The following is a 14,723-nucleotide window of genomic DNA, read 5'->3' as shown; positions in this document are numbered from 1 at the left end:
CACATTACCAAGCAAGCGTTTGGTAGAGTACCGCCCGTGGAACTGAAACTCGGGGTCATGCCGAGCGCCGGCCGCGCCGATCCCGCCACCGTCGCCCGGTTCGTGCGGCTGCTGGAGGACCTCGGCTGCGAGTCGGTCTGGGCCGTCGAGCACGTGATCGTGCCGGACGACTACGCCAGTGCCTACCCGTACGACCGCAGCGGCCGCATGAGCCTCGGCCCGGACGACGACATCCCGGACCCGCTGCACTGGCTGACGTTCGCCGCGGCGCACACCAGCACGCTGCGGCTCGGCACGGCGATGCTCATCCTGCCCGAGCACAACCCGGTCGACCTCGCCAAGCGCCTCGCCACCCTCGACGCGCTCAGCGGCGGGCGGCTCATGGCCGGGATCGGGGTCGGCTGGCTCAAGGAGGAGTACGACGCGCTCGGCGTGCCGTTCGCCGAGCGGGGCGCGCGCGCCGACGAGTACCTCGAGGCGATGCGCGCCCTGTGGACGGCTGCGCCGGCGCGGTACCAGGGCCGCTTCGTGTCCTTCGGCCCGGTCCACAGCCGCCCGCGCCCGGTGCGGGGCACGGTCCCCATCGTCGTCGGCGGGCACAGCGCGGCCTCCGTGCGCCGCGCCGCTCGCTACGGCGACGGCTGGTATCCCCTCGGCGTGCGCGGCGCCGACTTCGCCGCCCTGCGCGATCGGTTGCACGCCGAGTGCCGCGCGATCGGCCGCGACCCGGCCGAGGTGGAGATCACGATGCGCGCCCCCGGCGGGCGCGGCGAACTGGAGATCCTGCGCTCGCTCGGCGTCGCGCGGGTCGTCATCCGCGCCGACCCGGACGACCCGGTCGGGGTGCGGGACAAGGTGCGGCGCTACCAGCGGGAGGTCCTCGGGGTATGAGAACGGTCATCGTCACCGGTGCCGGGCAGGGGCTCGGCCGCGCGCACGCCCTCGCGTTCGCCGCGACGGGGCACCACGTGCTCCTCAACGACTTGTCGGCCGAGCGCCTCGAGGCCGTCGCCGCGCAGTGCCCCGCGGCGGACGTCATGGCCGGCGACATCGCCGACTGGGACTTCGCCGCCGCGCTGATCGAGCGCGCGGTCTCGTCGACCGGCCGCCTCGACGCGCTCGTCAACAACGCCGGCCTGGCCCGCGACCGGATGCTCACCAACCTCACCGAGGCCGAGTGGGACGCGGTCATCCGGGTGAACCTCAAGGGCTGCGCGGCACCGCTGCGGCACGCCGCCGCGCACTGGCGGGCGCAGGCCAAGGCCGGCGCGCCGGTCGACGCCCGGGTCGTGAACACCACCTCCGGCGCCGGCCTGCTCGGCAGCGTCGGGCAGGCCAACTACAGCGCGGCCAAGGCCGGCGTCGCCGCGCTCACCCAGGTCGCCGCCGCCGAGCTCCTCCGCTACGGCGTCACCGTCAACGCGATCGCGCCCAGCGCGCGCACCGCGATGACCGAGGAGGTCTTCGCCGACGCCATGCGCGCCCCCGAGCGAGGCTTCGACACCATGGCCCCCGAGAACGTCTCGCCGCTCGTCGTCTGGCTCGCCTCCGCCGAGGCCGGCTTCGTCACCGGCCGCGTGTTCGAGGTCTCCGGCGGCAGCATCAGCGTCGCCGACGGCTGGCAGCCCGGCCCCGCCGCCGACGCCGGCCGCCGGTGGGACCCCGCCGAGCTCGGCCCCGTCGTGCGCGACCTGCTCGCCCGCGCGCCACAGCCGGCGGCCGTGTATGGGGCGTGACTTTCGCGCCGAGGTGCGCGCCTGGCTGGCCGAGCACCTCACCGGCGACTTCGCACCGCTCGTCGGCACCGGCGGGCCCGGCCGCGAGCACGAGCACCTGGACCTGCGCGCCCGCTGGGAGCGCGAGCTCGGCGCGGCCGGCTGGATCGGCCTGGGCTGGCCCGAGCCGTACGGCCGCGGCGCCAGCATCGCCGAGCAGGTCGTGTTCTTCGAGGAGTACGCGCGGGCTGGCGGCCCGGGCCGGCTGAGCCACATCGGCGAGTACCTGCTCGCACCCACGCTCATTGCGCACGGCACCGAGGAGCAGCAGGCGCGGTTCCTGCCGCCGATCGCGCGGGGCGAGGAGCTGTGGTGTCAGGGGTACTCCGAGCCGGAGGCCGGCTCCGACCTCGCCGGCGTGCGCACCCGGGCCGAACTGACCGACGGCGAGTGGCGCGTCACCGGCCAGAAGGTGTGGACGTCCCTGGCACACATCGCCGACTGGTGCTTCGTGCTGGCCCGCACCGGCCCCGGCGAGCGCAAGGCCGACCTGTCCTACCTGCTGGTCCCCATGCGCCAGGACGGCGTGCGGGTCCGCCCGATCGTGCAGCTGACCGGCACGTCGGAGTTCAACGAGGTCTTCTTCGACGCCGCGGTCACCGACGAGGCCAACGTCGTCGGCTCCCCCGGCGACGGCTGGCGGGTCGCCACCAGCACCCTCGCCTTCGAGCGCGGCGTGGCGACGCTCGGCCAGCAGGTCGGCTTTGCCCGCGAGCTCGACGCGGTGGTCGCACGGGCCGCACTCTGCGATCCGCTGGTCGCCGACCGCGTCGTCGCCGCCTGGGCGGGCCTGCAGGGCCTGCGCCACCACGCGCTGCGCACCCTGTCGGCCACGGAACCCGACCCGACCGCCGCCTCGGTGGCGAAGCTGCTGTGGGCAACCTGGCACCAGTCGCTGGGCGAGCTGGCCCTGGCCGTCGACGGCCCGTCGGCAACGGTGCTGCGCGGCGCGCCGTACGAGCTCACCGACGCCCAGCACCTGTTCCTGTTCACCCGCGCCGACACCATCTACGGCGGCTCGAACGAGATCCAGCGCAACATCATCGCCTCGCGCCGGATGGGAGCGTCCACAGTGGACTTCGCGGGAGAGTTCACCCCGGAGCAGGCGGCGCTGCGCGACTCGGTGCGGGCCTTCCTGGCCTCGCCCGGGTACAGCTGGGAGCGCCTGACCGGCGAGCTCGGCCTGACCGCCCTGCCCATCGCCGAGGAGCACGGCGGCTTCGGCGCGACGTTCGTCGAGGCCGGCATCGCCCTGGAGGAGGCCGGCGCCGCCCTGCTGGCCGCCCCGCTGCTGTCCACCACCGCCGCCGCCCTGTCCCTGGACCCCGCACTGCCCGCCGCCGCGGCCCTGCTGCCGTCGCTGGCGGAGGGCACGACGATCGCGGCCCTCGCGCTGGGCGGCGGCGTCACCTTCGACGAGCGCACCGGTGTGCTGGACGGCCGCGTCGAGCACGTCCTGGACGGCGATGCCGCCGGCGTCTTCATCGTCGAGGCCGCCGGCTCCCTCTACGCCACCGACGCCGCGGTGGCCCACCCCGTCCCGACCCTGGACTCGACCCGCGGCCAGGCCACCGTCGTTTTCACCGCGGCACCCGCCCGCCTGGTCGCCCCGGCCGGCGCCCAGCACGCCCTGGACGTGCTGCACGCGGCTCTGGCCGCCGAGTCCGTCGGCGTGGCCCGCGCTGCGCTGCGCATCGCGGTCGAGCACCTCCAGACCCGCCACCAGTTCGGCGTCCCGTTGTCCACCTTCCAGGCCCTCCGTCACCGCGTCGCCGACCTGTACGTGCTCCTCGAACAGGCCACGTCCACGGCCCGTCACGCCCTGCGGGTGGCCGGCACCGAGGAGTTCGCGCTGGCGGCACCCCTGGCGAAGCTGTCGGCCACGGAGGCGGCGTTCACGCTGACCCGCGAGGCGATCCAGCTGCTCGGCGGCATCGGGTTCACCTGGGAACATTCCGCCCATCGGTACCTCAAACGCGCCGCCGCCAACCACCTGCTGGCCGGCGACCCGGCGTCCCTGCGCCGCCTCCTGCTGGCCAGGGCCTTCGCGTAGGGTTCGGGTGTGACACCCCCTGCCGTGCCGGACAGGTAGGGGGTATGGAACCCAAGGAAGTTCGTACATGAGCGGGCGCGAGGAGCGCTTTCGCGCCTTGCACCGCGACACCTACGCCGACCTCTTACGCTTCGTGGAGCGCCGGGTCCCGGAGGGTGAGGCCGAGGACATCGTCTCCACGGTGTACCTGACGGCCTGGCGCCGCTTCGCCGACATGCCGTCGGACGCCCGCCCATGGCTGTTCGCCGTGGCACGGAACACCATGGCGAACGGCGCGCGCGGCTGGTTGCGCCGCCGCGCCCTGGACGTCCGCCTGGCGGCCCGCGAGCCGCTCGACACCGAGGACAACACGGCCGCGGCGGCGACCCGCATCGACCTGGACCGCGCCTGGCGTTCCCTGACCGCGGCCGACCGCGAGGTCCTCGCCCTGGTCGCCTTCGACGGCCTGACGACGGAACAGGCGGCGACGGTACTCGGCTGCCGCCGCACCACGTACGCCATGCGCCTGACCCGTGCCCGCCAACGCCTGCGAGCCGCCCTGGACGGCCCCGCGGCACCGACCCCCGCCATCACTCGAACGGAAGCCCTGAAGGAGCGGTCATGGACGCAGGCATGAAGGACCTCGAATCGCTGGCCGTTCTCGACCCGTCGCGCGGCCGCGAACCCACCGACGCCGAGTGGACCCGCTCGCGGGCCTTCATCGAGCGCACCATGGCCACGTCGGAGGGGCGGCCGGCCCGGCACCGGGCCGCGCGCTGGCTCGTGGTCGGCGCCGCCACCGTGGCCACGGGGGCCGCGGCGGCCGTGATCGTGCCCGCGGTGCTGCCCGGCACCGCACAGAAGGCCATGGCCGCCTGGACCGCGGTGCCGACGGCCCGCACCGGCGACCAGGTCCTCCCACAGGCCCGCGAGTGCGCGGACAACGAGGTCGGCGGCCGTTCCGCGACGGTGCGCCCCGACGACGTCGTCCTCGCCGAGCAGCGCGGCATCGCAACCCTGCTCATCATGCGCAAGTCCGGCAAGATCGTGGAGTGCCTGAGCGCGGGCGGCCACAACCTCGCCTCGATGGGCCTCATCGACGACGGCCCGCTCCCGGCGCCGCCGCCCGGCCAGGTCAGCCTGGAGACGATGAGCTCGATGGGCAACCGCGGCCACGAGTGGTCCAACATCATCGGCCTCGTCGGCCCCGGCGTCACCGGGGTCGAGGTGCGCCTGGACAACGGCCGCGTCGTGCAGGCCAGCGTCAAGGCCGGCTGGTGGGCGGCCTGGTGGCCCGGCCCCGAGGGCGGCGATTTCGACCACCTCACGGTGATCGTCCACACCGCCACCACGACCACGAGCCGCCGCCCCTCCGAGCTCCCGTAGCCGGATTCTGTTGATGAGCGCCCCGGAACGCGTTCCGGGGCGCTCATCTCATTCGTCGGCCGCGAACATGCCGGCGGGGACGCCGGCGATCTCGATCTCGCGCCAGATCGGGCGCCACTGCGGCAGTTCGTGGTAGCGCCGCAGCGCGGCGAGGCCGCTCAGCCAGCCTGCCCAGCCCGGGTATGGCGGGTTGGTGGGGTCGAACCCGCTCTGCGTCGAGGTGAGCCGGGTCTTGCCGTCCGACCCCTCGAGCTCCCAACTGGAGGTGACGCCGTCGGCGAACCGCAGTGTCGCCTTGCGACCCGGCTCGAACTCGACGAACTTGATTCCCCCGGGATCCAGGTCGAAGCCGCCCATCGCGAAACGGCCGCCCACATAGGGCTCGATGTCGACGTTGGCGCCGGACCACTTGCGGTACTGCTCCGCCTGGGTCATCGAGTCGAACACCTCGTCCGGCGTCGCGTCGATCACCACCGAGGCGCGCAGCTCGGCCGACGTGAAGTCACACTTGGGCGTCGGCTCACGACCGGCCAGATAGTCGGCCAGGTTGGCGATCGCCAGCGTCCAGAACGTCTGCAGCGCTCCGCGGGGACCGGCGGTGTCGGCCAGGATCTCCTCGAAGCTGGGCAGGTCGGTCTGGCTCAGCGTGACCAGCGTGCCGTCCTCGTCCTCGGCCACCTCGAACTGCGACGTGGTCTCCACGCCGTCGACGGTCCAGGCGAACCGGATGGTGCGCTCGTCCACGTGCAGCACGCGCTGGTGCGGCTCGGCGCCGTCCGGCGTGAAGCGGCCCCAGAACTCGTACCTGCCGGGCAGGTCGACCTCGGCGTGCTCGGCCAGCCACACACGTAACGCGGCCGGATCGGTCAGCGCCTCGTACGTGACCTTCAGCGGGGCCGGAACGACCGCGCGCAGGCGCAGGTCAGGCTCGATCATCGGGATCTCCCTTCGGATAGCAGGCGACGGCGAGGCGGAACGCGTCGCCCTCGGCACCGCCGTAGCGGGTGAACAGGTCCTGCAGCATCTGCTGCAACTCGTCGAGGAACGCCTTGCGATGCTCCGGGCGCACCCGGATGTCCCCGGACATGGCGATCGAGGGCAGGTCGGGCCGGGTGAGGTCGAGCGCGGCGACGTCCGCCTGCACGTCCTCCATCAGGTCGACCAGGTAGCCCAGGCTGAGTTGGTCGCGGGCCTGGCGCAGGCCGATCCGGCCCACCAGAGCGGGTGACAGCCAGTAGGACCGGCCGGCCGCTTGGTAGATCCCCTCGTGGATTCCGCGCACCCGGCGCTCGGCCACCTGACGGACCAGGCCGGCCTCCAGCAGGCGCTTCACGTGGTAGTAGACCCGCTGCGGGGTCTGGTCGAGCTCGACCGCGACCTCGGTGCACGACCGGGGCTCGGCGAGCTGCCGCAGCACTTCGATCCGCTGCGGCTTGAGCAGGGCCTCAGCCTGCTCGATCTGGTCGAGGTAGACGACGTCTCTCATGACGAAAATCAGTCTTTACGTAAAACATTTTTTTGTCAATGGGGCGTTGTTGCCGAGCGGCGGGGCTGCCGTAGCTATTTGAGGACGTCGTCGAGGAAGTCCGCGCTCGCCTCGGTGAGCGTCCCGACCTCGACGGAGGCGCCGGTGAAGACGTGACCGGCGCCTTCGACGGGCAGCACGTCGCACCGCACACCCTGCGCCCGCAGCGCCTCGGCAAAGGCGACCGCCTCCGCGAACGGCACGGTCTCGTCCTCGGTCCCGTGCACGAGCAGGAACGGCGGCGCGTCCGGGTGGATGTTGTGCATGGGACTGGCGAGCCGCGCGAAGGCCGTGCGCTCGGCCAGCGGCCCGCCGAGCAGGATCGCCGGGAACATGAACGGGTCGTCCTGGTTCTCCAGCGTGGACAGGTCCGCCGGGCCGTACCACAGGACGACGGCCTGAATCGCGGTGTCGCCGGTGCCGGTGAGCGCGGCGACCGCCGCGATCTGGCCGCCGGCCGACTCCCCCAGCACCGCGAAGCGCCCCGGGTCGATCCGCAACGCCTCGGCGTGGTGACGCAACCAGCGCACGGCCGCGTCGACGTCGGCCTGCTGCGCGGGGTACGTGGCCTCCAGCGCCAGCCGGTAGTCGACGTCGGCGACAGCGTACCCCCGGGCGACCATGCGCTCGTGGAACCGCTGGTCCACCGTCCACACGCGACTGCCGGTCATCCAGCCCCCGCCGTGCACCCACAGCAGGACCGGGAACGGGCCGTCGCCGGGCGGCACGTGCAGGTCGAGGTGCAGCGGCCGGTACCCGAGCGGGGTCGAGACCACACAGTTGGCGTGAGTGAGCGTCGAGCGCGGTTCCGGAACGGGATGAAAGTCGGCCACCGTCACATCATGCCGTTGCCGCCCGCCCCGCGGGTGCCGCTCCGCCGCCTACCGCCGCAGGTCCGGCGCCGACGTGGCGTTGAGGTCGCGCATGCTCACTGGACGAAGTCGGCCGCGGTCATGCCGGCCGGATGCCCGGGCGGCCACTGCACCAACTCGATCCGGTAGCCGTCGGGATCGGTGAGCCACGACGTCCGCATCCCCGCCCCCAGCTCCGCCGGCGGCTCAGCGACGATCCCCCTGCTTGCAAGCTCGTCAATCGTGCCGGCGAGGTCGTCGACCTGCACGACGAGATGGTTGACGGCACCGATGTCCTGGACCGGCCGCGCGGGATCGTGCACGAGCTCGAGACTGACGAACGGATCGCCGGGCAGCTGCAGCATGGTCAGACTGCCGAACGCCGTATCGGGGACAGTGCCGACAGTGGCATACCCGATCGCGGTGTAGAAGGCGAGCGAGCGTTCCAGGTCGCTCACCCGAAGCCCGAGGTGCAACATGCGCATGCTCAGTAAGTTAGTGTCGGCGGAACCGGTCGTCATTCGGTGGTCCAGACCGCAGGCGAAACGAGTAGCCTGCTTTCGGTGACGGATGGACACGGTATCCGGGGAGTCATGTTCGACGCCGGAGGCGTGTTGACGCGGCCGATCGGTGGGCGGTGGAATCCCCGGTACGACTTCGAGGGCATCGTCGTCACCCATCACCCTCACGTGCCACAAGACCTGTTCCCCGAGGCCATCGAGGCGGGGCAGCGCTTCCTGGACGCATCGACGGTCACGGCCAATCGCACCGAGTACCACCGGACGATGCTCCGCGTGCTCGGCATCGACCACCCGTCGCAGAGGCTGCTGCGGCAACTGGAGGCGCCGGCCGCCGAGCCGGTCATCGAGCCGTACCCCGACGTTCGCCGCGTCCTCGACCGGCTGCAGCAGTGGGGCGTCCGCATGTCAGTCGTCTCCGACAACTGGGCCGGCCTGGAGGCCACGTTCGCCGGGCTGGACATCCGGCACTACTTCCGAGGGTTCGCGATCTCCGAGATCCTCGGATGCCGCAAACCGGACCCGCGGATGTACGCCGAAGGCAGCCGCCCACTCGGGCTCGAACCGCGCGAATGCCTGTTCATCGACGACGACCCGCAACTCGTCGCCGCCGCCAAGGACCTCGGATATCAGGGCGTCACCCTCGACCGCGACGCGCAGCGCAGCCCCGCAAGCGACGTCATCACCTCGTTGGACGATCTCCTCCCCGTCATCGAGGCACGGCGTCGGCACTCGCCGTCGTGACATTCGGGCTGCGGCGCGGTGTCGTGCTCGCTCGGGCTCAGGCCAGCTCGAGGACGATGCCGTCCTCGGGCTCCCGGCCGCCCGCACCGTGGTCGTGGATGATGGCGACGATCTCGTCGAAGAGTGTCGGGCCTGTTTTCTGCCGCGCGCTGCTGATCCGGGCCTGGACGTGCGGGTGGTTGGACGGATGGGAGGTCAGCAGCATCTTCTCGAGCCGCACCAGCGTCGCGGTGTAGCCGAGCGCGTCGCGGGACAGGTCGGAGTTGATCCACCGCAGCGTCCAGCCGCCCTCGGGCGTGCCGAAGCCTCCTCGGAGAATGTCGTTGAAGGCGTCCAGGTTTCCGTGCCAGGTGTAGTCGGTGAGGAGCTTCGAGAACTCGCGGGTGAAGCCCTCGAAGTCGGAGAATGCGGCGCCGTCGATCACCAGCACGGGGCGGGGCGGCATGATGCGTCAGCCCAGTGACGCGCTTGCCGCGCGTAGCCGGTTCAGGGCCGCCAGCGCGTAATGCGCGAGATCGAGCTCGGCGGTCGCATCGGTCTCGGACCACTCGGCGTAGCCGCGCTTGAAGGCGAGTAGGCCGATCTCGGCCGCCAGGTCCGCCGTCGGGGCGGGGACGCCTCGGGACACCAGGGCGGTTGCCATGGCGGCCGCGAGGCTGACGCTCTTCAGGGCGTCGCGCTCCTGGAGTTCGGTGCTCGCGGCCACGGCCGCCTTCAGGCGTGGGCCGAGCTGGCGGTTCATGGGGCCCATCGCGGACGAGGCGCGCTCCAGGCCGGCGGCGACGGCCTCGAGTGGGGTGGCTTCCGGGGGTGCATCGGCGATGCCCTCGGACAGCAGGCGGCTCAACGCGTCCTGGCCGGCGACCAGGAGCTCGCGCTTGTCGTGGAAGTGGCGGAAGAAGGTGCTTTTCGTGACGCCGGCGCGCTCGGCGATCTGGGCGACCGTCGTGGCGTCGTAGCCCTGCTCGGTGAACAGGTCGACGGCGGCAACGACGAGTCGTTCGCGCGCCCCCGGTTCCCATCGAGCCATACAGCGATCATAGGTGACGGGACTTTTGTCTCATCACCCTGGTAGGGTGACGGGACAAGAGTCCCATCACCCTGGAAGTAAAGCGAGAGAAGCATGCACGTCTTCGTCACCGGTGGAACCGGGCTGATCGGGTCCGCCGTCGTCGCCGAGCTGCTCGGCAACGGGCACACCGTCCTTGGGCTGGCGCGCTCCGAAGCGTCGGTGCTGGCGCTCGAAGCGGCCGGCGCCGAAGCGCTTCGGGGAGGGCTCGGCGATCTGGACGTCCTCAAAGAGGGGGCCGCCCGGGCCGACGGGGTGATCCACCTGGCCTTCGCCAACGACTTCAGCAGCGCCGATGCCCTCGCGCGGGCGGTCGCCGAGGAGAGTGCCGCGGTCGCGACCCTGGGCGAAGCGCTCGTCGGCAGCGACCGGCCCCTCGTCACGGTCTCCGGGACGCCCTGGGTCCCGGGGCGGGTCTCCACTGAGGCGGACCCGGTGCCGACCGACGGGCCGGTCGGCGGGCGCGGCCGCACGGTCATGGGCGTCCTCGGGCTGGCCGCGCGTGGGGTCCGGAGCACGGCGGTGCGGCTGCCGCGCACGGTCCACAACGAAGGCAAGGGCGGGTTCGCCGGGTTGCTGACCGGGATCGCGCGCCGGACCGGGGTGTCCGGCTACCCGGGCGACGGCACCCAGCGCTGGCCGGCCGTGCACGCGCTCGACGCGGCGGTGCTGTTCCGGCTGGCCCTGCAGGGCGCGCCGGCCGGGAGCGTCTGGCACGCCGTGGCCGACGAAGGCGACGCGGTGCGCGACATCGCGGCGGTCATCGGGCGGCGGCTCGGGCTGCCCGTCGAGGCGGTGCCGCAGGAGACCTACGGGCCGCTCGGCCCGATCTTCGCGACCGACCAGCCCTCGTCCAGCGCCCGCACGCAGGAGGGGCTCGGCTGGAAGCCGACCCACCCGAGCCTGCTCGAGGACCTGGAGAACATCATGGAACGGTGAAGTCGAGGCTGCGGACGCTCCACGTCGACGACCGGGAGTACACCTGGAAGGCCGACGTGCGGGCGGCGCCCGGTCCGGACGGCTACCGGCATCGCTGCATCCGCATCCGGGTCTGGTGCGGCGGCAAGACCGGCCGGGCCCTGCAGGCGGACGTGGTCGAGCGGCCGCAGCCGGACCCGGCCGGGGAACCGTATCCGTATCCGGCCGCTGCGGACGTCCGCGCACTCATCGAGCACGGCCTGCAAACCGGCTGGGTGCCGGCGGCCCGCGGCGGCACGTTCCAGGTCACGTCGGGGGCCGGCGTGACACTGCCCGGCTTCGCGATCACCGACCTGCTCTGGATCAGCGAGCAGCGCCGGACCTAGGGAGCGCCGACCGCTCAAGGACACGACACGATCGCGCAACGCCACCTTCGCGCCACAGCCAGCCGAGCGCCCGCCGAAGCCGGGGCGGCTCCTCGTCGTCGGGAGCGCCGTTGTGATTTTGAGGGGGTTCGGGTGGAGCGAAGCTCCCCCGGGCGAGCGCAGCGAGCAATGAAACAGCGAGCTATGAAACAGCCGTCTTCAGGACGCCCATCTTCGACTGGTACGCCGCGTCCAGGGCCTTGCCGCCGTCCTCGCACGTGGCCACGACCTCGCCGCGGACCAGGACGTAGCCGCGGTCCACGCCGCTGCGCACCGCGCCGAGTGCGGGCTCGGCCATGAGGACCGCGACGCCGTCGCGGGCCAGCTGGGTCACGGTGCGCAGCAGCTCCTGCACGACGAGCGGGGCCAGGCCGGTCATCATCTCGTCGAGCAGGAGCACCCGCGGCGAGCCCATGAGCGCGCGCGAGACGACGAGCATCTGCTGCTCGCCGCCGGAGAGCACGCCGACGAGGCTGCGCAGGCGGGTGCGCAGGATCGGGAAGCGGTCGATCGCGGTGTCCACGGCGGACTTCGGCAGGCGCAGCAGCTCCGCCATGACCTGCAGGTTGTCGGCGACGTTGAGCTTGGGGAAGAGCTGGCGGCCCTGCGGTACCACGGCGATGCCCGCCCTGGCCCGCGCGGCCGGCTTGAGGCGGCTGACGTCCTCGCCGTCGAGGAACACGCGGCCGGTCGAGGTGACGGAGCCGTAGGCGGCCAGCAGGGCGCTGCTCTTGCCGGCGCCGTTGGGGCCGACGAGCGCGGTGACGACGCCGCCGGGTGCGGTCAGGTCGAGGCCGGTGACGGCGCCCGCGTGGCCGTAGCGGACGGTCAGGCCCTCCAGCCGCAGCTCATGAGACGACATGCGGCACGTCCTCCTCCGCCTCGGCGGGGTCGGCGACCCCGAAGTACACCTGCTGCATCTGCGGGCTGTCCAGGCACGCCCGCGGCTCGCCGTCGAACACGGCGCGGCCGCGGTCCAGGAGCATGATCCGGTCGACGAGCCCGGCGACGAGGTCGACGTTGTGGTCGACCAGGATGACGGCGTGGCCCCGGCGCTGTACCGTGCGGACCACCTCGACGATCCCGTGCACGCCGCCCGCGTCGGAGCCGGCGAACGGCTCGTCGAGCAGCAGCACCAGCGGGTCCTGGCCGAGCGCGCGGCCGACCTCGACGAGGCGCTGCTCGCCCAGGGACAGGTCGCCGGCCGGGCGGTCGAGGCCGTCGATGCCGAGCTCGTCGGCGAGGGCCTGCACCGCCTCGGCGTCGGCGCTCGAGTGCGGCCGCAATGCGCCGGCGAAGGCGCCGGCGATCATCTGCCACACGGTGCCGTGCCGGCGGGCGGCCCGGCCGAGCAGCAGGTTGTCGGCGACGCTGAGCTCCAGCGCCAGCTGCGGGTACTGGAACGTGCGGGCCAGGCCGGCCTTGGCGCGCCGCGCGGCCGGGCCGGCGAGGCGCTGGCCGCGCAGGGTCAGCGCTCCCTCGGTGGCCGGCTGCGCGCCGGAGATGAGGTCGACCAGGGTCGTCTTGCCGGCGCCGTTCGGCCCGACGAGGCCGAGGATCTCGCCGGCCGCGAGCGTGAACGACACGTCCTGCAGGGCGGTCACGCCGCCGTAGCGCTTGGTCAGGCCCTCGCCGACCAGAAGAGTCTCAGCCACGTCGTCCTCCCACGAGGCGGGCCAGGCGGGCGGCGTATCCGATCACGCCCTGCGGCGCGAGCAGCAGGATGACGAGCACCCCGAGGGCAAGGATCAGCGTGCCGCTGGTCTCGATGACCGGGAAGTTGAGGGTCAGCTCGACGGCGATGACCGCGCCGAGCACCGCGCCCCACGGGGTGGCCGAGCCGCCGATGAGGGGCATGAAGATGGCCAGGAACACCAGGTTGAGCGTGAACGTGTCGGGCGTGACGCTGCCGGCCGAGTAGGTGAACAGCCCGCCGCCGACGGCCGCGATCGCGGCGCCGATGGCCAGTGCCACGAGGTTCATGACCGGCACCCGCACGCCGGCGGCCTCCACGGCGCGGGGCGCGTCGCGCATGGTGCGCACGACCACGCCCCACGGCGACATCCGCAGCCGGTCGAGCAGGAAGGCGATGGCGCAGACGACCACGACCGAGCCGATGACGACCTGGTAGTGCGACGGCTCCCAGCCGAGGAAGTTGAGCTTGCGCAGCGAGCCGAGGCCGCCGGAGCCGCCGGAGAGGCCCTCGGCGTCGACGAGCAGCGCGGTGAAGGCCATGCCGAACAACAGGGTGACGGCGGCGAGGAAGAACCCGGACAACCGCCGGGTGGCCAGGCCCAGCAGCACCGCGACGGCGGCCGCGACGACCGGGCCGGCGATCCACGCCAGCACCAGCGGGAGGCCGGTGCGGGTCGAGAGCAGCCCGACGGCGTACCCGCCGATGCCCGCGTAGGCGCCGTAGGCCATCGACAGCGAGCCGGCCATGAGGTACGGCACGTACATGCCGAGCGCCACCAGTGCGTAGGTCGCCGTCGTGGTGACCAGCGTCTGGCGGTAGCCGTCGGCGCCGACCCACAGCAGGATCAGGGCCGCGACGACGACGCCGCCGATGAGGCCGAGGGAGCCGGGGACGCGTTGTTTCATGCTCGGATCCTTCGAACGAAGAGGCCGCTCGGTTTGAACGCGAAGAACAGCAGGGCGACCAGCAGCAGGCCGTAGACGTGTGACTGGCCGCCGAAGTAGTACGGCACGAAGACCTCGACCAGGCCCAGCAGGACGCCGCCGGCCAGCGGCGCCCACACCGAACCGGTACCGCCGACGACCATCGCCAGGAACCCCGACAGGGCCCAGCTCAGCCCGGACAGCGAGCTGACGCCGGCCTTCGGCGCGAACAGCAGGCCGGTGATGCCGGCCAGCAGGCCCGAGAGCAGGAAGGCGATCAGCCGGACCCGGTTGACCGGCAGGCCGAGCAGGCCCGCGGCGTGCGTGCTGTCGCCGACGGCGCGCAGCAGGCGGCCGGTGCGGGTGTACCGGATCCAGACCGCCGCCGCCGCGAACGCCACCACGGTGAAGCCCAGGAGCAGCACCGTGCTGGGCTGCGCCACCGTGTCGCCGATCGACACGGGGTCGAACGTCACCAGATTCTGGCCCGGCAGGGTGGTGTAGCCGAAGAGGTACCCGCCGAGCTGCTGGATGGCGAAGAGCACTGCGGCCACGGCCACCAGCGCCGGTAGCTCGCCGCGGCCGGAGCGGCGCTGGACCTGCCGGACCACCGCCAGCTCCGTCACCGCGGCCAGTGCCGCCGAGGCGAGCACGGCCACCGCGGCGGCGGCCCACACGTTCATGTCCTCGTAGAGCACGAGGTATGAGGTGCACAGGCCGCCGACCATGGCGTACGTGCCGATCGCGAAGTTGAAGAACCCGGCGCCGACGAGCACCAGATAGTAGGCCAGCGCGAGCAGGCCGAAGAAGCATCCCATCTCCAGCGCGGACAACCAGAGCTGCAACTGGCCCACGACACCG

18 protein-coding genes and 1 pseudogene are annotated in these 14,723 nt (G+C 72.6%); 9 read left to right on the top strand and 10 right to left on the bottom strand.

Features of this window, described 5'->3' with window-relative positions:
• Positions 1-36: 36 nt before the first annotated feature.
• The 6 genes and pseudogenes from ABD901_RS19190 (at position 37) to ABD901_RS19165 (ending at position 5,193) form a co-directional block, all read left to right on the top strand.
• Entirely contained in the window at positions 37-891 is an 855-nt protein-coding gene (locus ABD901_RS19190) for an LLM class F420-dependent oxidoreductase (RefSeq protein ID WP_345128395.1), read from the top strand.
• Positions 888-1,736 carry an SDR family oxidoreductase gene (locus ABD901_RS19185; RefSeq protein WP_345128393.1) on the top strand — a complete coding sequence of 283 codons (849 nt, stop codon included), beginning with the start codon at positions 888-890 and terminating at the stop codon, positions 1,734-1,736. Before ABD901_RS19190 ends, ABD901_RS19185 begins: the two co-directional genes overlap by 4 nt.
• Positions 1,726-2,838, top strand: a pseudogene (locus tag ABD901_RS19180) (acyl-CoA dehydrogenase family protein); the annotation flags it as partial. The gene ABD901_RS19185 and the pseudogene ABD901_RS19180, both read left to right, overlap by 11 nt.
• A complete protein-coding gene (locus ABD901_RS19175; protein ID WP_345128587.1) occupies positions 2,833-3,828 on the top strand; it encodes an acyl-CoA dehydrogenase family protein in 996 nt (331 codons plus the stop codon). The pseudogene ABD901_RS19180 and the gene ABD901_RS19175, both read left to right, overlap by 6 nt.
• A 67-nt stretch (positions 3,829-3,895) precedes the next feature.
• Positions 3,896-4,444, top strand: coding sequence for an RNA polymerase sigma factor (locus tag ABD901_RS19170; RefSeq protein ID WP_345128391.1), 549 nt, complete (start codon positions 3,896-3,898; stop codon positions 4,442-4,444).
• Positions 4,429-5,193 (top strand): hypothetical protein, encoded by a 765-nt coding sequence (locus ABD901_RS19165; RefSeq protein WP_345128389.1) that lies wholly within the window; start codon positions 4,429-4,431, stop codon positions 5,191-5,193. The genes ABD901_RS19170 and ABD901_RS19165 overlap by 16 nt, the downstream gene beginning before the upstream one ends.
• A gap of 48 nt (positions 5,194-5,241) precedes the next feature.
• Here the strand turns inward: ABD901_RS19165 and ABD901_RS19160 are convergent, their stop codons facing one another.
• The 4 genes from ABD901_RS19160 to ABD901_RS19145 form a co-directional block, all read right to left on the bottom strand.
• Complete coding sequence (locus ABD901_RS19160; RefSeq protein WP_345128387.1) at positions 5,242-6,129, bottom strand: SRPBCC family protein; 888 nt, start codon at positions 6,127-6,129, stop codon at positions 5,242-5,244.
• Entirely contained in the window at positions 6,116-6,679 is a 564-nt protein-coding gene (locus tag ABD901_RS19155) for a helix-turn-helix domain-containing protein (RefSeq protein ID WP_345128386.1), read from the bottom strand. Before ABD901_RS19155 ends, ABD901_RS19160 begins: the two co-directional genes overlap by 14 nt.
• A 74-nt stretch (positions 6,680-6,753) precedes the next feature.
• A complete protein-coding gene (locus tag ABD901_RS19150) occupies positions 6,754-7,551 on the bottom strand; it encodes an alpha/beta hydrolase fold domain-containing protein (protein ID WP_345128385.1) in 798 nt (265 codons plus the stop codon).
• Positions 7,552-7,646: 95 nt separating this feature from the next.
• Complete coding sequence (locus tag ABD901_RS19145) at positions 7,647-8,249, bottom strand: VOC family protein (protein WP_345128383.1); 603 nt, start codon at positions 8,247-8,249, stop codon at positions 7,647-7,649.
• Here ABD901_RS19145 and ABD901_RS19140 point away from each other — a divergent pair.
• Positions 8,163-8,831: an HAD family hydrolase gene (locus tag ABD901_RS19140; protein WP_345128381.1), complete on the top strand. Its 669-nt coding sequence runs from the start codon at positions 8,163-8,165 to the stop codon at positions 8,829-8,831. The genes ABD901_RS19145 and ABD901_RS19140 overlap by 87 nt on opposite strands.
• 37 nt (positions 8,832-8,868) lie before the next feature.
• Here ABD901_RS19140 and ABD901_RS19135 read toward each other — a convergent pair whose 3' ends face one another.
• Together ABD901_RS19135 and ABD901_RS19130 are read right to left on the bottom strand one after the other, a co-directional pair.
• The gene (locus ABD901_RS19135) at positions 8,869-9,276 is read right to left on the bottom strand and encodes a barstar family protein (RefSeq protein ID WP_345128380.1); all 408 of its coding nucleotides are present in this window, start codon (positions 9,274-9,276) and stop codon (positions 8,869-8,871) included.
• Positions 9,277-9,282: 6 nt separating this feature from the next.
• Positions 9,283-9,861 carry a TetR/AcrR family transcriptional regulator gene (locus ABD901_RS19130; protein WP_345128378.1) on the bottom strand — a complete coding sequence of 193 codons (579 nt, stop codon included), beginning with the start codon at positions 9,859-9,861 and terminating at the stop codon, positions 9,283-9,285.
• A gap of 93 nt (positions 9,862-9,954) precedes the next feature.
• On the opposite strand from ABD901_RS19130, the gene ABD901_RS19125 reads away from it, so the two are divergent.
• Both ABD901_RS19125 and ABD901_RS19120 read left to right on the top strand, forming a co-directional pair.
• Complete coding sequence (locus tag ABD901_RS19125) at positions 9,955-10,839, top strand: SDR family oxidoreductase (RefSeq protein WP_345128376.1); 885 nt, start codon at positions 9,955-9,957, stop codon at positions 10,837-10,839.
• Entirely contained in the window at positions 10,836-11,204 is a 369-nt protein-coding gene (locus ABD901_RS19120; protein ID WP_345128374.1) for an integrase, read from the top strand. The genes ABD901_RS19125 and ABD901_RS19120 overlap by 4 nt, the downstream gene beginning before the upstream one ends.
• A 181-nt stretch (positions 11,205-11,385) precedes the next feature.
• Here the strand turns inward: ABD901_RS19120 and ABD901_RS19115 are convergent, their stop codons facing one another.
• Genes ABD901_RS19115 through ABD901_RS19100 form a run of 4 tightly spaced genes read right to left on the bottom strand, consistent with a single transcriptional unit; the run spans position 11,386 to position 14,716 of the window.
• A complete protein-coding gene (locus tag ABD901_RS19115) occupies positions 11,386-12,105 on the bottom strand; it encodes an ABC transporter ATP-binding protein (protein WP_345128373.1) in 720 nt (239 codons plus the stop codon).
• Positions 12,092-12,898: an ABC transporter ATP-binding protein gene (locus tag ABD901_RS19110; RefSeq protein WP_345128371.1), complete on the bottom strand. Its 807-nt coding sequence runs from the start codon at positions 12,896-12,898 to the stop codon at positions 12,092-12,094. The genes ABD901_RS19115 and ABD901_RS19110 overlap by 14 nt, the downstream gene beginning before the upstream one ends.
• A complete protein-coding gene (locus ABD901_RS19105) occupies positions 12,891-13,844 on the bottom strand; it encodes a branched-chain amino acid ABC transporter permease (protein WP_345128370.1) in 954 nt (317 codons plus the stop codon). Before ABD901_RS19105 ends, ABD901_RS19110 begins: the two co-directional genes overlap by 8 nt.
• The gene (locus ABD901_RS19100) at positions 13,841-14,716 is read right to left on the bottom strand and encodes a branched-chain amino acid ABC transporter permease (RefSeq protein ID WP_345128368.1); all 876 of its coding nucleotides are present in this window, start codon (positions 14,714-14,716) and stop codon (positions 13,841-13,843) included. The genes ABD901_RS19105 and ABD901_RS19100 overlap by 4 nt, the downstream gene beginning before the upstream one ends.
• Positions 14,717-14,723 lie beyond the last annotated feature (7 nt).

Origin of the sequence: Dactylosporangium darangshiense (assembly GCF_039537565.1) — a bacterium.
Classification (GTDB): Bacteria; Actinomycetota; Actinomycetes; order Mycobacteriales; family Micromonosporaceae; genus Dactylosporangium; species Dactylosporangium darangshiense.
The sequence above is the reverse complement of the archived record's forward strand: the minus strand, read 5'-3'. Positions and strand labels throughout refer to the sequence as shown.